We start from the raw sequence: 22613 nt of genomic DNA, 5'->3' as shown, positions 1-22613 counted from the left end.
CATTTAATTATATTTAAAAAGAAATTAAGCAAATCTACACCGGAGAGCGCAAAAGTCGAAAATAATATATGCAATTTTAATGTGCAGATTTCTTTTGTACCGACAGCCAAACATGATAAACATCTTGTTAACATTTGCTGTTTAAGTAAACGGCTGATGAAAAATAACACACGGTTACATACGTTCATATTATGAACAACTGCAATGAGCGTCACTTTTTTGCATCAAAAACAGGTTAAAAATCAATTTTAGTAATGCATAATGAACAGGCAGTAAATCGACTGGATCAATAAGCGGTGTTATTCAGGCGTTCAAGAAATCAACGAACAGATATTTTTAACAAATTTTTCTCTTCCCATTGACTTTCCTGAACACCTTGTGTGACCTAAGTTGCGCCGGAGCCCGTTTTCTCCCCCTGACTTATCCACAATGTTATGCACTTGCAAGCGACCCATTTTCACACTATCTTGCAGTAAATCGTAAACACACCCCCTATATATAGTGTTCGCTGTGACGTACCTCACTACAGGTTGTTCAGGTGGCACTATTGCGGAGATAACTCAAACAGGTACTACATACATGAATCAGAGTCTGCTGGTGACTAAGCGTGATGGCCGTACTGAGCGCATCAACCTGGACAAGCTCCATCGCGTGCTCGACTGGGCGGCTGAAGGTCTGGAAAACGTCTCTATCTCTCAGGTTGAACTGCGTTCTCACATCCAGTTCTATGACGGGATCAAAACCTCCGACATCCATGAAACCATCATTAAAGCCGCAGCCGATCTGATCTCCCGCGACGCACCGGATTACCAGTACCTGGCCGCGCGTCTGGCCATTTTCCACCTGCGTAAAAAAGCCTACGGCCAGTTTGAGCCGCCGAAGCTGTTCGACCACGTACTGAAAATGGTTGAATTGGGTAAATACGACAATCATCTGCTGGAAGACTATACGGAAGAAGAGTTCAAGCAGATGGACTCGTTCATTGTTCACGACCGTGACATGACCTTCTCTTACGCTGCCGTCAAACAGCTGGAAGGCAAATACCTGGTACAGAACCGCGTGACCGGTGAAATCTACGAGAGCGCGCAGTTCCTTTATATTCTGGTTGCCGCGTGCCTGTTCTCAAACTATCCGCGCGACACCCGCTTGAGCTATGTGAAACGCTTCTATGATGCGGTCTCCACGTTCAAAATCTCGCTGCCGACACCGATTATGTCCGGCGTGCGTACCCCGACTCGCCAGTTCAGCTCCTGCGTACTGATCGAGTGCGGCGACAGCCTGGATTCCATCAACGCCACCTCCAGCGCGATTGTGAAATACGTTTCCCAACGTGCCGGTATCGGTATCAACGCCGGTCGTATCCGTGCGCTGGGTAGCCCGATTCGTGGCGGCGAGGCCTTCCACACTGGCTGTATCCCGTTCTACAAACACTTCCAGACGGCAGTAAAATCCTGCTCTCAGGGCGGCGTGCGCGGCGGTGCGGCAACGCTGTTCTACCCAATGTGGCATCTGGAAGTGGAAAGCCTGCTGGTGTTGAAAAACAACCGTGGCGTCGAAGGCAACCGCGTGCGTCATATGGACTACGGCGTACAGATCAACAAACTGATGTACACCCGTCTGTTGAAAGGCGGCGACATCACGCTGTTCAGCCCGTCTGACGTCCCAGGTCTGTATGATGCGTTCTTCGCCGATCAGGACGAGTTCGAGCGCCTGTACGTGCAGTATGAAAACGACGACAGCATCCGCAAACAACGCGTGAAAGCGGTTGAGCTGTTCTCGCTGATGATGCAGGAACGTGCTTCTACCGGCCGTATCTATATTCAGAACGTTGACCACTGCAACACCCACAGCCCGTTTGACCCGGCGATTGCGCCGGTGCGCCAGTCTAACCTGTGCCTGGAAATCGCGCTGCCGACCAAACCGCTGAACGACGTTAACGACGAAAACGGTGAAATCGCTCTCTGTACGCTTTCTGCATTCAACCTGGGTGCGATTAAGGATCTGAGCGAGCTGGAAGAACTTGCCGTACTGGCGGTGCGTGCGCTGGATGCGCTGCTTGATTATCAGGACTACCCGATTCTGGCTGCCAAACGCGGCGCGATGGGACGTCGTACGCTGGGTATTGGCGTCATCAACTTTGCATACTGGCTGGCGAAAAACGGTAAACGTTACTCCGACGGCAGCGCCAATAACCTGACGCACGAAACCTTCGAAGCCATTCAGTACTACCTGTTGAAAGCCTCTAACGAGCTGGCTATCGAACAGGGCGCGTGCCCGTGGTTCAACGAAACCACTTACGCCAAAGGTATTCTGCCGATCGATACCTATAAGAAAGACCTGGATGCAATCACCAGCGAGCCGCTGCACCTGAACTGGGAAGCGCTTCGTGAGTCGATTAAGACGCATGGCCTGCGTAACTCTACGCTTTCTGCCCTGATGCCATCCGAGACATCGTCGCAGATCTCCAACGCGACCAACGGTATCGAGCCGCCGCGTGGCTACGTCAGCATTAAAGCGTCGAAAGACGGTATCCTGCGTCAGGTTGTGCCGGACTACGAACACCTGCACGACGCGTATGAACTGCTGTGGGATATGCCGAACAACGACGGCTATCTGCAACTGGTGGGCATCATGCAGAAATTTATCGATCAGTCGATTTCTGCGAACACCAACTACGACCCGTCACGCTTCCCGTCAGGAAAAGTGCCGATGCAGCAGTTACTGAAAGACCTGCTCACCGCCTATAAATTTGGCGTGAAAACCCTGTATTATCAGAACACCCGCGACGGGGCTGAAGATGCACAGGATGACCTGGTGCCGTCTATTCAGGACGATGGCTGCGAAAGCGGCGCGTGCAAGATCTGATAATGATATTCCCCTCACCCCGGCCCTCTCCCGGAGGGAGAGGGTGAAAAGCGCACCGAGCCATTCCCTCTCCCTCCGGGAGAGGGTTAGGGTGAGGGGGCATTAAAACCACAGGACACATTCATGGCATATACCACCTTTTCACAGACGAAAAATGACCAACTCAAAGAGCCGATGTTCTTCGGCCAACCGGTCAACGTGGCCCGCTACGATCAGCAAAAATACGACATCTTTGAAAAGCTGATTGAAAAGCAGCTCTCCTTCTTCTGGCGTCCGGAAGAAGTTGACGTTTCTCGCGACCGTATCGATTACCAGGCGCTGCCGGAACACGAAAAACACATCTTCATCAGCAATCTGAAATATCAGACCCTGCTCGACTCCATTCAGGGCCGTAGCCCGAACGTCGCGCTGCTGCCACTGATTTCTATTCCGGAACTGGAAACCTGGGTAGAAACCTGGGCGTTTTCTGAAACCATCCACTCCCGCTCTTACACTCATATCATCCGTAATATCGTCAACGACCCGGCGATTGTGTTTGATGATATTGTGACCAACGAGCAGATTCAGAAACGCGCGGAAGGCATTTCCAGCTATTACGACGAACTGATCGAGATGACCAGCTACTGGCATCTGCTGGGCGAAGGCACGCATTCTGTGAACGGTAAAACCGTCACCGTCAGCCTGCGCGAACTGAAGAAAAAGCTCTACCTGTGCCTGATGAGTGTTAACGCGCTGGAGGCCATTCGCTTCTACGTCAGCTTCGCCTGCTCCTTCGCGTTCGCAGAACGTGAGCTAATGGAAGGCAACGCCAAAATCATTCGCCTGATCGCCCGCGATGAAGCGCTGCACCTGACCGGCACTCAGCATATGCTGAATTTGCTGCGCAGCGGCGTCGATGATCCGGAAATGGCTGAAATCGCCGAAGAGTGCAAACAGGAGTGCTATGACCTGTTTGTACAAGCAGCCCTTCAGGAAAAAGAGTGGGCAGATTACCTGTTCCGCGACGGTTCGATGATCGGCCTGAACAAAGACATTCTTTGCCAGTACGTGGAATACATCACCAACATCCGCATGCAGGCGGTAGGTTTAGATTTGCCATTCCAGACGCGCTCTAACCCAATCCCGTGGATCAACACCTGGCTGGTGTCCGATAACGTACAGGTTGCACCGCAGGAAGTGGAAGTCAGTTCTTACCTGGTCGGTCAGATAGATTCTGAAGTCAACACCGACGACCTGAGTGATTTCCAGCTCTGATGAGCCGCGTTATCCTTCGCATCTCTGGCACACAGTTGTTGTGCCAGGATGAACACCCTTCCCTGCTGGCCGCGCTGGAATCCCATAACGTTGAAGTTGAGTATCAGTGCCGTGAAGGCTACTGCGGTTCATGCCGCACGCGTCTGGTTGCAGGCCAGGTCGACTGGCTGACGGAACCGCTGGCGTTCATCCAGCCAGGGGAAATTTTGCCCTGCTGTTGCCGGGCGAAGGGTGATATTGAGATAGAAATGTAAATGGCCGCCCCTTGGGCGGCCATTTTATTACAGCGCGTAATAGTACGCTTTCACCTTTTCCCAGTCCGCTTTCGGAATCGGGTCGAGATATTTTTCCAGTTGTGAAAAGTCGTGTTTAATCGCTTTTTCGCGGCTCAGACGACGACGGCTTTTCTCCAGGTCGAGGAAACCCGCTTCCACCGTCCCTTCGGTTTTCACATAGATATGACGCACGTAGCAGCAACCGTGCTGACGATTCACGCTGTGCATCTTTTTGAAGGCAACAGCAACGGCTTTCAGCATGGCTTCGCGCACGTCGTCCGGGAAGGGCGTAACGGCATGCTGGTGATACCAGTCACCAATGCTGATAAAGCCTTTCATATCTTCGGTGACCAACAACGCGCGCCACTCACCATCAATTTTCATCGCTTTGCCGTAAACGATCTTCGGCACGATAACGCCCGCTTTTTCCAGATCTTTAATCACCGCGATTTCACGCACAATGGTTGGGCGACCAAACGGATAGCGAACCGAACGGAACAGATGCTGCGTCATGCGCTTCACGTACAGTTTTTTACCATCACGCTCAACACACTGGACGCCGCTCATCCCGTTGCGGCGGTAGTTTGGCTCTTCAACCCAGTCGCCTTCTGTTGCCCACCACTGATTAAATTCATCCAGTCCATTTGATACAGCCATTACTTGCCTCGCCCGCTAACGCTTAAAGATTACCAAAAGTTAATCATATAATAGCTTTGTCAAAGCTCTTAGCGTTTATCCGTTCATCTCATTTTCACAGGTGAAATGCGCGAAAACGAAAGCAATAAGTTCGAATGTGCGCAGCATCAAACAAATTCCCTGTAAATTATGGCTTACTGAAGACAAGGATATTGTTATGTAGGGGCAGGAGAATGCAGCAATCAGGGGAGTACGATGCGATCATCATCGGCGGTGGCGCAACCGGCGCGGGAATTGCCCGCGACTGCGCGCTACGTGGTCTCAGGGTCGTGCTGGTTGAACGTCACGACATCGCCACCGGCGCAACCGGGCGTAACCACGGTCTGCTGCACAGCGGCGCACGCTATGCCGTCACCGATAGCGAATCGGCCCGGGAATGCATCAGCGAAAACCGCATCCTGAAACATATCGCCCGCCACTGTATCGAACCCACTGGCGGGCTGTTTATCACCCTGCCGGAAGACAACCTCGACTTTCAGGCCACCTTTTTACATGCCTGTGCCAGCGCCGGTATTGACGCGCAGGCGATTGACCCACAGGAAGCGCGACGCATCGAACCGGGCGTTAACCCGGCGCTGACAGGCGCGGTAAAAGTCCCGGATGGTACCGTTGATCCCTTCCGGCTTACCGCAGCCAATATGCTGGATGCGCGCGAACACGGTGCGGACATCCTCACCGGGCATGAAGTCATCGGGCTTATTCGCGATGGCGCGAACGTGCGCGGCGTGCGGTTGCACAATCATCAAATACATGAAACGCGAGAACTCCGTGCGCAGGTGGTGGTCAACGCCGCCGGGATCTGGGGGCAACGCATCGCCGAATATGCCGATCTGAGCATCCGTATGTTCCCTGCCAAAGGGTCCCTACTCATTCTCGATCACCGTATCAACCAGCACGTAATTAACCGCTGCCGCAAGCCTGCGGATGCCGACATTCTGGTACCAGGCGATACCATTTCGCTGATTGGCACCACCTCCATGCACATCGATTACGACGAAATTGACGACAACCGCGTTACCGCGCAGGAAGTCGATACATTGATTCGCGAAGGCGAAAAACTGGCGCCGCGCATGGGCAGCACACGTATTCTGCGCGCATACTCGGGCGTACGCCCGTTAGTTGCCTGCGATGATGACCCGACCGGGCGCAACGTCAGCCGTGGCATAGTCTTGTTCGATCACGCGGAGCGCGACGGCATGGAAGGTTTCATAACCATCACCGGCGGCAAACTGATGACCTATCGCCTGATGGCCGAATGGGCCACCGATGCGGTGTGTCGCAAAGTGGGCAACACGACATCGTGTACCACCGCCACTACCCCACTCCCCGGCTCGCGGGAAAGCCAGGAGAAAACACTCCAGCGCATCATCTCGTTGCCTGCGCCGCTGCGCGGTTCCGTGATTTATCGCCACGGTGACCGCACGCCGGGCTGGATCGGCGACAACCGTCTGCATCGCAGCCTGGTATGCGAATGCGAAGCCGTGACGGCAGGCGAAGTACAGTACGCGGTAGAAAACCTGAATGTCCGCAATTTGCTCGATCTGCGTCGCCGAACCCGCGTCGGCATGGGTACCTGTCAGGGCGAACTGTGCGCCTGCCGCGCGGCGGGGCTGCTGCCCCGTTTTCACGCCACCAATGCCAGCCAGTCGCTAAAACAGCTCTCAGATTTCCTCAATGAGCGCTGGAAAGGCGTGCAGCCTATCGCCTGGGGTGATGCGCTGCGCGAAAGCGAACTGACTCGCTGGGTCTATCAGGGACTGTGTGGGCTGCAAAAGGAGCATCAGGATGAAATTTGATACGGTTATCATCGGCGGCGGTCTGGCCGGGTTACTGTGCGGGTTAACGCTGCAGTCACAAGGTTTGCGCTGTGCCATTGTCAGCCGCGGGCAAAGTGCGCTGAACTTCGCCTCGGGTTCGCTGGATCTCCTTAGCATGTTGCCCGACGGGCAGCCGGTCGAGGATATTCATCTCGGCTTGCAGGCATTAACACGGCTAGCCCCTGAGCATCCTTACAACAAAGTGGGTTGCGAAAACGTCCTGTCATACGCCCGTCAGGCGCAAGCGCTTTTCAACGATTGCGGTATCGACTTTCAGGGCGACGCAGGGCAAACACATCAACGTGTGACCCCGCTGGGTTTATTGCGCAGCGCCTGGCTCAGTCCTCGCGAGACACCACTCTTCCCGCCAGCAGCCAGTAAAGTCCGCGTTGTGGGAATAACCGGGTTTCTCGATTTTCAGGCTCCGCTTGCCACCGAATCATTACGCAAACAGGGTCTTGACGTCGATACGGTTGAAATCGACCTGCCGCAGCTGGATGTACTGCGCGAAAACGCCAGCGAATTCCGCGCGGCAAACATCGCTCGCCTGCTGGACCAGCCGGAACAGTGGCAACCGTTGTACGATGCGCTCGCTCCGCTGGCGGAGGGTTACGATGCCCTGTGGCTTCCGGCCTGTTTCGGCGCCAGTGATAGCCAGCTGTACGACTGGCTCTGCGCAAAGCTCAGCTGTGCGCTACATCTGTTGCCTACGCTGCCACCCTCCGTGCCCGGCATGCGTTTGCAGGCACAGCTTCAACGGCAGTTTATCCGCGCAGGCGGCGTCTGGATGCCAGGCGACGAAGTGCAAAAGGTGACGCTGGAGAATCAACACGCCACCGCCGTCTGGACGCGCAATCACGCCGACATTCCCCTACGTGCACGCTACGTGGTGCTGGCGAGCGGCAGTTTCTTCAGTAATGGGTTAGTCGCAAGTCGAGATACGATTCGCGAACCGGTGCTTAATCTTGACGTGATGCAGATGGCCACCCGCGCATTATGGTATCGCCCTGATGTCTTTGACTCTCAGCCATGGCAACAGTTTGGCGTCGCGACCGATGCGATGCTGCGCCCGGCCATTGCCGGCCAGCAACTGGAAAATGTGTTTGTGATTGGTTCAGTACTGGGCGGCTGCGATGCCATCGCTCAGGGCTGCGGCGGCGGTGTGTGTGCGGTGACGGCGCTTCATGCCGCGCAGCAAATCACCCTGTTGACAGGAGGTGAAGCATGAGTAGCGGCCAGTTCGAGAATTGCATCAAATGTACTGCCTGTACGACAGCTTGCCCAATCAGTCGGGTGAATCCGCGCTATCCTGGGCCGAAACAAGCGGGCCCGGACGGCGAACGGCTCCGCCTGAAAGACGGCGCACTGTATGATGAGGCGCTGAAATATTGTATCAACTGCAAACGCTGCGAAGTGGCGTGCCCGTCTGATGTCAAAATTGGCGATATCATCCAGCGCGCCCGAGCGCGCTATGACGTCACCACCCCGTCGCTGCGTAACCGCATACTCAGCCATACGGACCTGATGGGGCAGATGTCCACGCCGTTTGCCCCCCTGGTGAATGCGGCGACGGGGCTGAAACCCGTGCGTCATCTGCTTGATGCGGCGCTAAAAATTGATCATCGCCGCACGCTGCCGAAATACTCCTTCGGTACCTTCCGCCGCTGGTATCGCAGCGTGGCAAAAGAGCAGTCGCAGTTTGCCGAGCAGGTAGCCTTTTTCCACGGCTGCTACGTCAACTACAACCATCCTCAATTGGGCAAAGATTTAATTAAGGTGCTGAATGCGCTGGGAACGGGCGTTCAGTTGTTGAGTAAAGAGAAATGTTGTGGCGTACCGTTGATTGCGAACGGTTTCACCGATAAGGCGCGCAAGCAGGCGCAAAGCAACGTCGCGTCACTGCGCGAGGCCATTGAGGATAAATCGCTGCCCGTTATCGCGACGTCCTCAACCTGCACATTTACGCTGCGAGATGAATATCCGCATCTGTTGAATGTTGATAACGGCGGCCTGCGCGAGCATATCGACCTGGCTACACGCTGGCTGTGGCGAAAACTGGACGAAGGGAAAACGCTGCCGCTTAAACCGTTGCCGCTGAAGGTGGTATATCACACGCCGTGTCATATGGAGAAAATGGGCTGGACGCTCTACACCCTGGAGCTGCTGCGGCAAATCCCAGGGCTGGAGCTTACGGTGCTCGATTCCCAGTGCTGCGGCATTGCGGGCACCTATGGCTTTAAGTCGGAGAATTACCCCACCTCGCAGGCCGTCGGCGCGCCGCTGTTCCGCCAGATCGAGGAAAGCGGCGCAGATATTGTGGTAACGGACTGCGAAACCTGTAAATGGCAAATCGAGATGTCAACCAGCAAGCGCTGCGAACATCCGATTACGCTGCTGGCACAAGCGCTATCGACATAAGCAATTCCGCCTGCACAATACCGGTTTATGTGAAATCTGTAGGCCGGATAAGGCGGAGCCGCCATCCGGCAATGCCACCTGCACAATGCCTGATGCGCTTCGCTTATCAGGCCTACCGGTTTATGCGAAATCTGTAGGCCGGATAAGGTGGAGCCGCATCCGGCAATGCCACACCGCTATACCTTCAACGTCTCCACCACTTCAATCCAGCCGTGTTCGCTGGCGACATCCATCCCGTTAAGCCAGCGGCGTAGCATATTCATCGCCATCATGGCGCAAACCTGCTGGCGCACAACCAGGCTGTGGCGCGTGGTGTTGAACTTCACACGCAGCGCCCAGGTACCTTCTGCGGTGGAGAGCGCAAAGTTCAGATGCTCGTTTTCAAGCCCGGTCACCGACAACGCTACGCCGGCAAAATGGTTTTCGCGGCGCTCTTCCGCCCACCGTGCCGTTTGCGCCAGCGTCTCTTCCTGCGATGGAATCACCTCACTGGCCAGCAGCGGCGCACCCGCGCGTTGCAGCTCCAGCGCCAGCAGCCCGCCGGTAAACTGTTCGCTCAGCGTCAGGCTCAACTGCTTATCCTGCAATGCGCGAGAGAGCTGTTTCGGCAAGCCTTCGGTGCCTTCAAAAATCAGGCTATCGCCCGCCACCTCTTTCACTTCCGGCCACAGGGCTTCCATTGCCTGACGTTCACTCGCCGGGCCAGTCAGCTTGAGTTCAATAATCGGCATCGATGATCGATAGCCCATCGATACGCCCGCAGGCAGCGTCAGGTGATCGAGACTTTGCGCGAGATCGCTTTCAGAACGCCCGAACGTGGTGAGTCGCAGACACAGCGGCGGCTCGGGGATCTCAAAACGTGCGCGCAGGCGTGGCAAAATTTCTTGCTGAACCATCACCTTAAATTCAGACGGCACGCCAGGGGTGAAGAAAATCAGGCAACGGTTGAGCTTAATGGCAAAACCGCAGGCCGTACCCACCGGGTTATCAATAAACTCGGCGCTGGCAGGAATTTCCGCCTGTTTGCGATTGCTCGGCGCCATCACGCGGCCACGCTCTTTGAAGAATTTCTCCATCTGCGCCAGCCACGGCTCATGCAGTACCAGTGATTCGCCTTTCGCCGTTGCCGCAGCTAGCGCACTTAAATCATCACTCGTCGGCCCCAGACCGCCGTTAACAATCAGGACATCAGCCTGAGTACTGCGCTCGCGCAGAATCGACACCAGATCATCGAGTTTGTCGCCCACCGTGTTACGCCGGGAAAGCGGTAAACCTTGTTCAAATAAGAAATCAGCAAGCCAGGCCGCATTGGTATCCACAATTTGCCCGTATAAGACTTCATCGCCCGTAGACAGCATCTCTACGTTTATCATCGCTTTCTCCAGTAAAAGAGGACGATTTACTATAGCGCAAGGCGAGGAATAAAAACGAGAAAACTGGCGCGGCAGAGTGCCGCGCCGGGGAGAATCAGAAGTTAGCGCTGACGCCGACGTATGGGCCATCCGCCACGGCGCTGTCGCGATTGCCATCTTTGCCGGCGAGGTTGATATAGCGGTACCCCGCTTCCACACTTAACGGACGCATAAGCATAAAACGACCACCCGCGTTGGCTTCTTCGTAATCTTTTACGCCGCTGGAAAGCGAGTCCGGCGAGTAGTAATACTCACCAAACAGATGGAAGCGTTCACCAATTTGCCACTGCAACCCGCCGCCAACCGCCGCCGCGTAACCATCATCACCGTAGTTCGGGCTCAGATAAACACCTTTGCCACCCGCGGTAGCCATGAACGGCCCTAATGGAATGTTCATTCCCAATGCCGCACCCACGATATCGCCGTGATCGTCGTTATGCGCCCAGTTACCGCTCAGCGCCAGGCCCGTCGATTCGGTGCCAAAGCCGACGCCAAGGTTGGTATACTCTTCGCCAGCCTGGCCGCTAATGCTGATTGCATTTGCCGCAACCGGGAGCAACAGCATCCCCATCAGGCCAAATAGTATGCTCTTTTTCATTTTAATCCTTTCCCGCAAGCACAGTGTGAATTACCAAAAATCAGGCGAATTGTACTGCTGAATATCGCCAAATCCATGAACTAAAAGGGCGATCACTCTTCAAATTGTAAGTAATTGCGACTTGAAAGTATTACTCAAGGTGAGGGAATGTGGACTTTAATGCGGTCTTTTCTCTCGTTCCGGAGAAACCTCGCAAATTACTGACGATTATAAACGTACAATAGGATTAACTCAGTCTTATATAAGGATTTACTTATGCGCCAAAGAACGATTGTATGCCCGCTCATTCAAAATAATGGCGCCTGGTTACTGTGCAAAATGGCGGACGATCGTGGCGTCTTCCCCGGTCAGTGGGCGCTTTCGGGTGGCGGCGTAGAGCCCGGCGAGAAAATTGAAGAGGCGCTACGTCGCGAAATTCGCGAAGAACTCGGGGAAAAACTGGTGTTAAGCCACATTACACCGTGGACCTTTAGCGACGACGTGCGCACCAAAACCTACGCCGATGGCCATCAGGAAGAGATCTATATGATTTACCTGATTTTCGACTGCGTCAGCACCAACCGTGAGATTGTACTGAACGATGAGTTTCAGGATTACGCGTGGGTGAAACAGGAAGATCTTGCGAGCTACGATCTGAACGTCGCTACTCGCAAGACATTGACGCTGAAAGGGCTACTTTAATTTTTGCGCAACCCACTCTCGTAACTGATGGCGAGAGACCTTAATTCCGCTATTTTTCATCGTTTCCGGTAACCGCAGCCAGTGACACGGTTGCTGGAAGCCCGCCAGTCTACCTTTCACCCACGTCGCCAGCACAGAAAGTTCGACATCGCTTTCACAATCCACTACCGCGACCGGGCGCTGTCCGAACTCAGGGTCATCCAGCGGAACAATAAATACCTGCGAAACCGCAGGATGCGCCACAATCACTCGCTCGACATCTTCCGGCTGGATACCTTCCCCGCCGCTAAAGAAAAGGTTATCCATACGTCCGATGATAAAGAGCTTCCCGTCACGGAGCTCGCCGCGATCGCGCGTGGCAAACCACCCCTCAGCATTGACCAACGGCACAAGCGCGCCATCCCGCCAGTAGCCCGAGGCCATGCTTTTCGCACGTAGCCAGACTTCACCGTTCACCAGTTTGAGCTCACGCCCGGCAAGCGGCGTTCCCACATCATCGCCGCCGTTAGCTTCACGCGCACATACGGTAGAGGCAAATTCGGTAAGACCGTAGCCGCAGAAGGTACGGATACCCATCGCGCTTGCCTGTTCGGTCAGGTCGGCAGGAATGGCCGCGCCGCCTAACAGCACGGCTTTCAACGACAGTGGCTGGTCATCATTCAACAAACGCCAAAGCTGGGTTGGCACTAGCGAGGCATGCGTACAGCCCTGCAGCGCCTGAGCGAGTGGTCGCTCGCTCACCGCCATCTGCGCGCCCGAATAGAGCCAGCGCCAAAAAATCCCTTGTCCGGAGACATGGAACAGCGGCAACGACAACAGCCAGCAGTCATCTGCAGAAAACGAAATCAAACTTAACACACCCTGTGCGCTGGCAAGATGCGCCGCACAGGTGTGTACCGCCGCTTTTGGCAGGCCCGTGGAGCCCGAAGTGAGCGTCATGGATGCCAGTCGTTCAGGTCGCCAGCCAATATCATGGTAACCCTTTGATTCTTGCAGCGTGAGGCGCGGCAGTGAGTAGGCAATCTCACTGTTTTCCAGGTTGAGCACGTGACGCAGCGTTAACCCCGGCAGTAAGGCGTTAATCAGCGAGGTGGGAAGACGCGGGTTAAGCGGTAAAACACGCGCCCCGCACTGTAACAATGCCAGCCAGGCCAGCACCGTTTCCCCCCGGTTGCGCGCGCACAGCGCTACGCCGTCACCATCGCGTACGCCCTGCGCCTGAAAACCGGCGGCCAGCGCGTCGATTCGCTCACACAACTGCGTCCAGTGAAGCGTCTCATTGTCGAGGCGCAGCGCAGACGCAACGCCCCGCTGCTCTCGCCAGTCACGCCAGGGCCAGGTAGAAAAACTCACAGCAACGGCTCCAGCGACAGCATGTCCAGGCACGGCAGCGGGTTATCCGGCCAGCGGCGAATCAGCTGCGCCTGCATCAGATTGAGGGTATCAAGGCCCGGGATCGTATTCGGCGTCAGCCAGGCCGCAATACGGGCCAGCTGCGTCAGCCCAAGGCTCGACTCAATGGAAGAGCTGATGACCGCCGTCAGCCCCAGCGCGTGCGCCGCCGCCACCTGCGCCTGCACTTTTTGCAGGCTACCGGTGAGAGTCGGTTTAATCACCACCGCGCGCACGCCGGGCTCAGCTTCGAAGCGGAAATCGTCATCGCGCAGGCTTTCATCCCACGCGATAGCAATGCCCGTTTCCGCAGCAAACGCGCGTGAATCATCACGTGTTTTACACGGTTCTTCGAGAAACGCGATGCGATCGCGGAATGCCGGGTTGACATATTTGGCAAACTGCTGCGCTTTGAGCGGCGTCCAGGCGCGATTAGCATCCAGCCGCAGCTGCAAATCGGGAATCGCTTCCAGCAGCAGATTAACCACCATGCCGTCGCGTACCGCCTCGTACAGTCCGACCTTCACCTTCGCGACTTTTTCGCCGGCCATATCTGCCAGCGCCAGCACCAGTTCATCCGGGTCGCCGGTACACAGCGGCGCAGCACGATAATCTGCCGTCATCGGCAGCGTGTCGTCCAGTTCCGCCAGCGCACAACTAATGCCAAACGCCGCCGAGGGCAGGTCCGGCAACGGGGTCTCAGCGCCCTGTCGCCAGCTTTGCACCCAATTGAGTAATGCGGATTGCGCGTCGTCCAGCGTTTCACGGCTAAAACCCGGAAGTGGGGAGATTTCTCCCCAGCCTTCGCGTTCGCCGTCACGGAGCCAGACAAACAATCCGTCGCGGGTTTTTAGCCGCCGTTCGCGCAGTACCACGCCCGCGTCCATCGGTATCTGCCAGCGGTAAACCTGCGCGTACCGCATTACGGGTTCCGTTTAAATTTGCTGAAATCAGGCTGGCGTTTCTGGTTAAACGCATTGCGCCCTTCCTGACCTTCTTCGGTCATGTAGAACAGCATCGTAGCGTTACCCGCCAGTTCCTGCAGGCCCGCCTGACCATCACAGTCGGCGTTCAGCGCCGCTTTCAAACAACGCAGGGCCATCGGGCTGTTTTGCAGCATTTCGCGACACCAGCGAATGGTCTCTTTTTCGAGGTCAGCCAGTGGCACAACGGTGTTAACCAGGCCCATATCCAGCGCTTCCTGAGCATTGTACTGGCGGCACAGGAACCAGATTTCACGCGCTTTTTTCTGCCCGACAATACGCGCCATGTAGGATGCGCCCCAGCCGCCGTCGAAGGAGCCCACTTTCGGGCCCGTCTGACCGAAGATGGCGTTTTCTGCCGCAATCGTCAGGTCACACATCATGTGCAGTACGTGACCGCCGCCGATGGAATAGCCTGCCACCATCGCGACTACCGGTTTCGGGCAGGTGCGGATCTGGCGCTGGAAATCGAGTACGTTCAGATGGTGCGTGCCTGCATCATCCTGGTATCCACCGTAGTCACCACGCACTTTCTGATCGCCCCCGGAACAGAAGGCTTTGTCACCTTCGCCCGTCAGGACAATGACCCCGATGTTGTCGTCATAGCGTGCATCGGCCAGCGCCTGAATCATCTCTTTAACGGTCAGCGGACGGAACGCGTTACGCACCTGCGGACGGTTGATGGTGATTTTGGCAATGCCGTCAGCGGATTTCTGGTAACGAATGTCGGTGTAGCCTTCAGAACAGTCTTGCCATTCAATCGGCGCGTAAAGCATAGCTTCATCAGGATAGATCATAGTGTGTCCTATAGTCAGAGATGCACAATCTGCGCCAGACACGCCACCACGCCCTCGGGGTTTTCCCGATGCGCGTTGTGTCCGGCGTTACGAATTACATGGCAAGGCGCGGCAAGCTCATCGGCTATGGCCCTGAATTTGCTGTCGCGTTCGCCGCAGAGATACCAGAATGGGAAGTTACGATCGCGCAGGGCATCGCGCAGATCGTCCTGCACGCTTAACGACGTTGCTAATAGCATAGCCGCCAGCGCGCTGCCGTCATTGTTTTGTCGTAGCGCCACCAGTGCGTCGCGCTGCGCAGACGTCAGGCTGGCAAAGACCGGCTGCCGATACCAGGCGTCAAACACCTGGTTCAGCGGTTCACAGGCAAAACGCTGCGCCCAGTGATTGTCCGATTGCCAGCGCTGCGCCCGTTGTTCGGCGCTTTGCAGCCCCGGATGCCCCCCCTCAACCACCACGCCCAACAATCCTTGCCACTGATGCTGACAGGCAAACGTCATCGCAATACGTCCGCCCAGCGAATAACCCACCAGCCAGTAGTTGAGGATGTTGTAACTAAGTAGCGTTGCCTGCAGCGCCGCGCTCACGTCGGCGAAATGGGTTACCCGGCAATCGGCAGAACCACCGTGACCGGGCAAATCAATATAAAGCCGCGAGGCGCGTGGGAACGCCTCGCCTACCGTTTGCCACTCACGGCAATCACCGGAGAAACCGTGCAGGAATACCAGCCACGGTTGCCCGGCATCGCCTTCGCGCGCAACGGCATTTAACATCATAGATGGCTGACCTGCGCCAGCAGCTGTTGCAGGGTTTGTGCGCCATCGGTGTCGTTCACCACCAGTTCAATCACCGTGGTGGCGGGCGTACGCCAGGCTTTATCGAGCGCGGCTTCAAGTGCGGCCCAGTCCTGCGGCTGATGATAATTCAGGCCAAACATTTTCGCCGCATGTTCAAAATGCACATTCTGCGGCATGGCGTAGAAGCGTTCTCGCTCCTCCACCGGGGTAGGCAGCAGCGAGAAAATCTGCCCGCCGTTGTTGTTCACCACGATAAGTACGAAAGGCGCAGAAACCTGGCGCAGCAGCGCAAGCGCGTTGAGGTCATATAACGCGGAGAGGTCGCCCACAATCGCCAGGGTTGATTTGGCGCTGGCGCGCTGCACGCCCGCCGCCGTTGAGATCAAGCCGTCGATACCGCTGGCCCCGCGATTGCTGTAGACCGGATACCCGGCAGGAAGCTGGCTTAGCGCGTCAATCAACCGGACCACAAGACTGTTGCCGACAAAAAGCTGCCCCTGCTGCGGCAAATAATGGCGGATGCGATGTGCCAGTTGCGCTTCGCCGAAAGTTTCGCTAATGGCGCGGACGTTATCCCATGCCTGTTCAGCGAGACGCGGGATCGCCGTGCACCACGGCGTGCGTTTTTCTGCCGGATGCAGTTCCAGCCAATGATCTATTTCGCATACCAGTCGGCGACCACGATGATGTGCCGGATCTAATCGCCCGGTGAGATTATCCACCAGCCAGTACTCCTCCGGCTCACAGGCCTGCTGCCACTGCAACAGGCGTTTGCCCGTCAAGCTGCTGCCAATCTGCACCACAATTTGCGCCTGCGCCAGTTCACTCACTGCCGCCGCATTACCCAGCCACAAATCCGCACAGGGCAACGGTTGGCCCGTTTGCGAAAGGACATCGCCAATCAGCGGCCAGCCGAGCGTTTTCGCCCATTCGGCAACCTTTTTACCCTCTTCCGCACTCATGCGCCCGGCAACCACAACGCCGCGTTTTTGCCGCCAGAAGAACCAGTCGCGCTGCTTATTGCTTTCAAGATGCAGCGATTCACGCAGCCAGGGTTTGTCTTCCTGCCACCACGTGCCCAGCGCCTGCTGCCAGTCGAGGCCCGTGTCGTCCATTTCGCCATACAGCGGCTCAGCGAACGGGCAGTTAATGTGTACGCCGCCCGCATGCAACGAGCCCAACGCGTGATCAATCGAAGAGACCAGCCAGCGAGCCGGAATATCCTGGCTCGGACGCGGCAAAGAAAGCGTTTCTGTGGGATGTGAAGCAAACATGCCCGGCTGACGAATCGCCTGATTTGCCCCACAGTCAATCAGCTCCGGAGGCCTGTCGGCGGTCAACAGAATGATTTTTTCCCCGGTGAGCCCGGCTTCAATCAGCGCCGGATAGAGGTTCGCCACCGCCGTTCCAGAGGTAACAATCACCGCGACCGGCTGGCGACTAACCTTTGCCAGCCCTAACGCCAGGTGACCCAGCCCACGCTCATCAAAATGCGTGTGATGAATAAATGTACGGTTTTCAGCGGCCGCCAGGGTGAGCGGTGTGGAACGTGACCCCGGAGCGATGCAGATATGGCGCACGCCGTGACGGGTTAAAGCTTCAAGGATCACCGCCGCCCAGCGTCGGTTGAAAGCGCTTACTGACATATGTTTGTCCGGTATCAATATTGCGACTCAGTATAAATAATACGAAACAATGAGATTTTGATATGAGTCGTTAATGTTCTACTCAGAGAACAATAAAGAACGCAGCCCCGCTGCTTTATTTTCTATTTCTTGCCATTCTGAATCGGCCTGCGACCCGGCAACAATGCCCGCGCCTGCGTAAAGCCGCACGGTGTTGCCGCTGACCTTCGCCGACCGCAGGGTAACGCAAAACTCGCTCTGACGGCGGCTGATATAGCCTGCCGAGCCTGCGTACCATTCCCGTGAGAACGGCTCAAAGCAATCAATAAAATCGAAGGCCTGTGTACGCGGTAAGCCAGAAACGGCCGCGGTCGGTTGAAGCTGCATTAAACAGCGATAATCGTTCGCTTCTTTCAGCGTAGCCTGGATAACACGGCGTATATGCTGAACTTTTCTCAGGCGAACGATTTCAACGGGCAGGATATCCAGCGTATCGACATCCCCCTGCAAACGCGCGCAGATGTCGTCCACCACCAGCATGTTCTCGCGCTGGTTTTTATCATCATTCATCAGCCACTCGGCCAGATGCTGCGCCTGAGTCGGGTCAGGATGGCTGGCGACGGTTCCTGCCAGCGCTTCAGTGACCAGTTCGAGACCGCGCCTGCGCCACAGCCGTTCCGGGGACGAGCCGAAAAAGGCCTGCCCGGCGTCAAACGCCATAAAGAAGTGATAGCAGTTGAGATTTACCCTACGGCTGGCGGCCATTAATGCACCGGCATCGGGCGGCGCCGTAAACGTCAGATCGGTGGCGCGCGCCAGCACGACTTTATCGAGCTCGCCGTCGGCGATGGCAAGCGTGGCCTGTTCAATAAGACCGCGCCATCCGGCTTCACCCGGTCGATGTATCTCGCTTTCCAGCGTCAGCGCGGATGTATGACAGACGCTTTGTGACGACAGCTGCGCAATAAACGCTTTCGCTGCCACGGCGTCTGCCTGCAACGAGGTGTCGCTCGCGAGGTTTACTCTTAACGACGCATGTCCGCCCTCACGGCGCCACTCCAGACGCGGCAAAAAAAGTGCTCTCTGCCTGTCATCAAAGCTATTCAGGCCACAAATACGAATATCATCAGCATCATAGCGGGCGAGATAATCTTCGGCCTGCGCCAGGGAGGAAAACGAAACGGTCGCGCCAAGGGCGGCAAGTTCATCATCGCCGCTGCGCTGCTGCCACCAGAATTGCGGCCAGACTGCCTGCGCATTTAACCAGCAGAGTGGGTCAAACGCATCATTCAGGGTAAAAGGAACTTCGATAGTTCGCGTGCCGGGTGAAGCGGGAAAATCGTCCGACAGAGAGTCAGCCAGACTCTTTAGCGCAGCAGAAACGGATAGCACGCGAACCTCCCTATTCTAAAACCGTATATTATACGGGGTACTGCCTGTAAAAAGCAGTACCCATGATTAGGGAGTGTGATTTTGCTCAGCGACGGGTCAATAAAAGACCTAAAACCAGCCCGACCGCAGCACCTACGCCGATACCCTGCCACGGTTTTTCGTGCACATAGTCGTCAGCGCGGTAAACCGCTTTTTTCGCCCGGTAGTAGTAAGTGTCTGAAGCATGGCTCACGCGGGATTTAACATCATGCAGCGCATTTTCCGCACGGGCTTTCAGCTCGACATATTTCTGGTCAGCGGGATCGCCGGAAGAACGAAGCACCTCTTCCAGAGTATCGCTCAGCAGAGTCAAGTCGTCGTCAATATGTGTTTCATTCACCATAGTTTATCTCCATGTTTGCTAAACCAGTGGGATAACTATAGTCAACGCTTGCCGGTTACGCCTGCCCGACCTCGCACGCCATCCCAACGTGCGGAATGCCATCTTCATCGTAAACATCGGTGACCGGAATAAAACCAAAGTGGCGATAAAAATTCTGCAGATGCGCCTGTGCGCCCAGATACAGCGCGCGTTCCGGCCAGTGTTGCGCGCAGCTTGCCAGCGCGCGTTCCATCAGTTGATAACCCAGTTTTTCCCCACGAACGGCAGGGCTGACGATCACCCGACCAATAGAAACGGGGGAGAAACCATCTTCACTTTTCAGAAGTCTCGCATACGCCACCAGCGTATCGCCCTGCCAGCCGAGAAGATGACGATTCTCGCCGACCAGATCATCGCCGTCGATGTCCTGATAGACACAAGCCTGCTCAACCACAAAAACTTCACAGCGTAATTGAAGCAGCGCGTACAGCTGCGGGACGGTTAAATCAGAATGGTGCAAATCCTGCCACTGAATCATGATAGGCTCCTTTATGGTTATTGTTTTTTTACCGCCATGGGAGCGGCGTTATGCAACTGACTTTTTTGGGAACATCTGCTGGCGTACCGACCCGGACGCGCAACGTCACCGCCATTCTGCTGCATCATCAGCATCCAACGCAACCAGCAGTCTGGCTGTTTGATTGCGGCGAGGGTACGCAGCATCAACTGCTGGAAACCACGCTGCATCCGGGAAAGATCGACCGCATCTTCATTACCCATTTGCATGGCGATCATCTGTTTGGCCTGCCGGGGCTGCTGTGCAGTCGTTCAATGGCGGGCAATATGAACCCGGTGACGCTGTACGGGCCAAAAGGTTTACGCGAGTTTGTTGAAACCGCGCTGCGCCTGAGCGGCTCATGGACCGATTATCCAATGGAGATAGTCGAGGTGAGCGCCGGTTTTGCGATGGATGATGGCCTGCGTAAGGTCACGGCCTATCCGCTTAATCACCCGGTCGAATGCTATGGATATCGGGTTGAAGAGCATGAAAAATCGGGCGCACTGGATGCAAAAGCCCTGGTTAACGCAGGCGTGAAGCCGGGGCCGCTGTTCCAGCAGCTTAAGGACGGGCTACGCGTGACGCTGGAAGATGGCCGCGTGATTGATGGCCGCGACTATCTTTCCCCCGCCACGCCGGGCAAAACGCTGGCAATTTTCGGCGACACCGCACCGTGTGAAGGCGCATCTGCGCTGGCACATGGCGTAGATATGATGGTGCATGAAACCACCCTGGAAACAGCGATGGAGGAGAAAGCCAACAGCCGCGGGCACTCCTCAACACGGCAGGCAGCAGAGCTGGCGCGTAATGCGGGTGTAGGCCGTTTAGTGATTACGCACGTCAGTTCACGCTATGACGCCGAAGGATGCCGGCGGATGCTGGCAGAGTGTCAGGAGATTTTCCCGGCAAGCGAAATGGCGGAGGATTTTACAATCATCACGCTGTAATTTTAACGGGGGCGAACCCGCCCCCTTCGTTCAGTGCGACAGCCCTGCGGTGAGATCCACCAGCCGGACAAACTCCGCCCGGTAACCTTTTTCATCCGTACCTTTAGCCCGCTCCGCCCAGCCGGCAATCTGCTGCCAGGACGTTTTTGCCAGTTCATCAGAACCGCGCAGTTTTTGCCCGTAAGCGGCTACCGCTGAGAGAAAACGCATATCCGTGGACGCCATTTCAAAACTGTTTTGTAACGATGTCGCCATCACCGGTTGGCTCATCAAGCGGCTGGTTTCACCCTGCGGCGCTTTGTAGCGCAGCTTCACCCACAGCAGTTCATTCTCTTTGCCGGTGGCGGCTTTCGCGGACGTGTTGCCATAGCGTAACGCATCCACCGAACCTTTCTGCCCGGCTAACGTCAGCTCAAACAGCACAGTGACGTGTTTACCCGCACCGATATCGCCGGCATCAACAGCGTCATTATTGAAATCTTCATCGCGCAACTGGCGTTTTTCGTAACCGATCTGGCGATATTCAATTACCTGCGCCGGGTTAAACTCGATTTGCGCTTTGACGTCTTTGGCAACCGTGACCAGCGTTTGTTGCATCTCCTGGCCCAGCACCTTTTGCGCTTCCGATAACGAGTCGAGATAGCTGTAATTGCCGTTGCCCACATCAGCAATTTTCACCATCATTGCATCATTGACGTTGTCATCACCCACGCCGAGCGTGGAGAGCGTAATGCCGGTGTCGCGCTCTTTTTTCACCAACGATTCAATGGCTTTCGGGTCGTCGATTCCAACGTTAAAATCACCGTCCGTCGCCAGCAAAATGCGGTTAACGCCGCCTTTGATGAAACCCTTTTGCGCCTGTTCGTAGGCCATTTTCAACCCGGCGCCGCCGTTGGTGCTGCCGTCAGCGCTGAGATCGTTAAGTGCATGAATAATGGTTTGCTTCTCTGCCCCGGAGGTCGCTGACAGCAAGACTTCTGAAGAGCCGGCATAGGTGACAATAGAGACGCGATCCTGCGGACGAAGATCATTAACCATCATTTTGAGCGCTGATTGAATAAGCGGCAGGCGGCCATCCCCTTCCATCGAACCGGAGGTATCAATCAAGAAAACCAGGTTGGCGGCGGGACGCTCGCTGCTGGCTAACTCTTTCGCGGCAATATCCAGACGTAATAAGGTATGTTGTTCATTCAACGGAGCGGGAGTGAGTTCGTACTGGACGGTGAAAGGATGAGAAACAGGTTCACAGCCGGAGGTAATTTCAATATGAACGACGCGCTCTGCGGATTTCTGTACCTCCTGCCCCCCAAAAGTCGTTTTATCATTCGGGCGTTTGCTCAAGGGAAAATAATTCAGCATTTCTTCAACCCGAACTGCATCCGGGTTAGGCAATTGCCCTTGGTTCAGAAAACGACGCACATTCGCGTAGCTGGCCGTGTCCACATCGAGACTAAACGTCGCCAGCGGGGATTGTGCGACCTGTTTTACCGGGCTGTCGTCGTAATGGGTGTAGCGGGAGGTATCGAACTGCGCAGAGGCGCCAGCTATTGACCCCATCAAGGTATAACCTGACATCGAACCCGATGTATAGGCGGGCCCATGAGAACAACCACTGAGGGTTAAACTACATATTGATATTATTAATAGCTTATTCTTGTACATATAAAATCCTTTTTAATATTTAACAACACTGAACAGTGCAATATACCCAGCACCAGGCTTGATACGTCTAATTATTTTCAAA

Annotated in this window: 20 protein-coding genes; 8 read left to right on the top strand and 12 right to left on the bottom strand. The window is 55.5% G+C overall.

The window, feature by feature from the left end; genetic code table 11:
• Positions 1–579: 579 nt before the first annotated feature.
• The 3 genes from nrdA to yfaE all read left to right on the top strand — a co-directional run bounded on the left by nrdA (position 580) and on the right by yfaE (position 4373).
• Complete coding sequence (gene nrdA, locus F0Q32_RS03825; RefSeq protein WP_149462036.1) at positions 580–2865, top strand: class 1a ribonucleoside-diphosphate reductase subunit alpha; 2286 nt, start codon at positions 580–582, stop codon at positions 2863–2865.
• Positions 2866–2988: 123 nt separating this feature from the next.
• Complete coding sequence (gene nrdB, locus F0Q32_RS03820) at positions 2989–4119, top strand: class Ia ribonucleoside-diphosphate reductase subunit beta (RefSeq protein WP_015963681.1); 1131 nt, start codon at positions 2989–2991, stop codon at positions 4117–4119.
• Positions 4119–4373, top strand: coding sequence for a class I ribonucleotide reductase maintenance protein YfaE (gene yfaE, locus F0Q32_RS03815; protein ID WP_015963680.1), 255 nt, complete (start codon positions 4119–4121; stop codon positions 4371–4373). The genes nrdB and yfaE overlap by 1 nt, the downstream gene beginning before the upstream one ends.
• A 27-nt stretch (positions 4374–4400) precedes the next feature.
• Here the strand turns inward: yfaE and inaA are convergent, their stop codons facing one another.
• The gene (gene inaA, locus F0Q32_RS03810; RefSeq protein ID WP_149462035.1) at positions 4401–5051 is read right to left on the bottom strand and encodes a lipopolysaccharide kinase InaA; all 651 of its coding nucleotides are present in this window, start codon (positions 5049–5051) and stop codon (positions 4401–4403) included.
• Positions 5052–5263: 212 nt separating this feature from the next.
• Between inaA and glpA the strand changes: the two genes are divergently transcribed.
• From glpA to glpC, 3 genes are read left to right on the top strand one after another with little or no spacing between them, the layout of a single operon-like run.
• Complete coding sequence (glpA, locus tag F0Q32_RS03805; RefSeq protein ID WP_149462034.1) at positions 5264–6886, top strand: anaerobic glycerol-3-phosphate dehydrogenase subunit A; 1623 nt, start codon at positions 5264–5266, stop codon at positions 6884–6886.
• On the top strand, positions 6876–8135 hold the full coding sequence (glpB, locus tag F0Q32_RS03800; protein WP_149462033.1) for a glycerol-3-phosphate dehydrogenase subunit GlpB: 1260 nt from the start codon (positions 6876–6878) through the stop codon (positions 8133–8135). The genes glpA and glpB overlap by 11 nt, the downstream gene beginning before the upstream one ends.
• A complete protein-coding gene (gene glpC / locus F0Q32_RS03795; RefSeq protein WP_149462032.1) occupies positions 8132–9325 on the top strand; it encodes an anaerobic glycerol-3-phosphate dehydrogenase subunit GlpC in 1194 nt (397 codons plus the stop codon). Before glpB ends, glpC begins: the two co-directional genes overlap by 4 nt.
• A 176-nt stretch (positions 9326–9501) precedes the next feature.
• On the opposite strand, the gene F0Q32_RS03790 is transcribed toward glpC, so the two are convergent.
• Positions 9502–10698 carry a nicotinamide mononucleotide deamidase-related protein YfaY gene (locus F0Q32_RS03790; protein ID WP_149462031.1) on the bottom strand — a complete coding sequence of 399 codons (1197 nt, stop codon included), beginning with the start codon at positions 10696–10698 and terminating at the stop codon, positions 9502–9504.
• A gap of 94 nt (positions 10699–10792) precedes the next feature.
• The gene (locus tag F0Q32_RS03785; RefSeq protein WP_149462030.1) at positions 10793–11335 is read right to left on the bottom strand and encodes a YfaZ family outer membrane protein; all 543 of its coding nucleotides are present in this window, start codon (positions 11333–11335) and stop codon (positions 10793–10795) included.
• A gap of 255 nt (positions 11336–11590) precedes the next feature.
• On the opposite strand from F0Q32_RS03785, the gene nudI reads away from it, so the two are divergent.
• On the top strand, positions 11591–12016 hold the full coding sequence (nudI, locus tag F0Q32_RS03780; protein ID WP_149462029.1) for a nucleoside triphosphatase NudI: 426 nt from the start codon (positions 11591–11593) through the stop codon (positions 12014–12016).
• Here the strand turns inward: nudI and menE are convergent.
• The 8 genes from menE to F0Q32_RS03740 form a co-directional block, all read right to left on the bottom strand.
• A complete protein-coding gene (gene menE / locus F0Q32_RS03775; protein WP_149462028.1) occupies positions 12008–13369 on the bottom strand; it encodes an o-succinylbenzoate--CoA ligase in 1362 nt (453 codons plus the stop codon). The two genes, nudI and menE, sit on opposite strands and share 9 nt — an antisense overlap.
• Positions 13366–14331 (bottom strand): o-succinylbenzoate synthase, encoded by a 966-nt coding sequence (gene menC / locus F0Q32_RS03770; RefSeq protein ID WP_149462027.1) that lies wholly within the window; start codon positions 14329–14331, stop codon positions 13366–13368. Before menC ends, menE begins: the two co-directional genes overlap by 4 nt.
• Positions 14331–15188, bottom strand: a complete 858-nt coding sequence (gene menB, locus F0Q32_RS03765; protein ID WP_108473603.1) for a 1,4-dihydroxy-2-naphthoyl-CoA synthase — start codon at positions 15186–15188, stop codon at positions 14331–14333. The genes menC and menB overlap by 1 nt, the downstream gene beginning before the upstream one ends.
• Positions 15189–15202: 14 nt before the next feature.
• Positions 15203–15964: a 2-succinyl-6-hydroxy-2,4-cyclohexadiene-1-carboxylate synthase gene (menH, locus tag F0Q32_RS03760; RefSeq protein ID WP_149462026.1), complete on the bottom strand. Its 762-nt coding sequence runs from the start codon at positions 15962–15964 to the stop codon at positions 15203–15205.
• A complete protein-coding gene (gene menD / locus F0Q32_RS03755) occupies positions 15961–17631 on the bottom strand; it encodes a 2-succinyl-5-enolpyruvyl-6-hydroxy-3-cyclohexene-1-carboxylic-acid synthase (RefSeq protein WP_149462025.1) in 1671 nt (556 codons plus the stop codon). The genes menH and menD overlap by 4 nt, the downstream gene beginning before the upstream one ends.
• Before the next feature lie 78 nt (positions 17632–17709).
• Positions 17710–19002 (bottom strand): isochorismate synthase MenF, encoded by a 1293-nt coding sequence (gene menF / locus F0Q32_RS03750; protein WP_149462024.1) that lies wholly within the window; start codon positions 19000–19002, stop codon positions 17710–17712.
• 85 nt (positions 19003–19087) lie between these two features.
• Positions 19088–19384, bottom strand: a complete 297-nt coding sequence (gene elaB / locus F0Q32_RS03745; protein ID WP_015963665.1) for a stress response protein ElaB — start codon at positions 19382–19384, stop codon at positions 19088–19090.
• Between the two features lie 55 nt (positions 19385–19439).
• Complete coding sequence (locus F0Q32_RS03740; RefSeq protein WP_149462023.1) at positions 19440–19901, bottom strand: GNAT family N-acetyltransferase; 462 nt, start codon at positions 19899–19901, stop codon at positions 19440–19442.
• 50 nt (positions 19902–19951) lie between these two features.
• On the opposite strand from F0Q32_RS03740, the gene rbn reads away from it, so the two are divergent.
• Positions 19952–20869: a ribonuclease BN gene (rbn, locus tag F0Q32_RS03735; RefSeq protein ID WP_149462022.1), complete on the top strand. Its 918-nt coding sequence runs from the start codon at positions 19952–19954 to the stop codon at positions 20867–20869.
• A 30-nt stretch (positions 20870–20899) separates the two neighbouring features.
• On the opposite strand, the gene F0Q32_RS03730 is transcribed toward rbn, so the two are convergent.
• Positions 20900–22531: a VWA domain-containing protein gene (locus tag F0Q32_RS03730; protein ID WP_149462021.1), complete on the bottom strand. Its 1632-nt coding sequence runs from the start codon at positions 22529–22531 to the stop codon at positions 20900–20902.
• Positions 22532–22613 lie beyond the last annotated feature (82 nt).

Origin of the sequence: Pseudocitrobacter sp. 73 (assembly GCF_008369545.1) — a bacterium.
GTDB lineage: Bacteria > Pseudomonadota > Gammaproteobacteria > Enterobacterales > Enterobacteriaceae > Pseudocitrobacter > Pseudocitrobacter vendiensis.
This window is presented reverse-complemented; position numbering and strand designations above follow the sequence as displayed.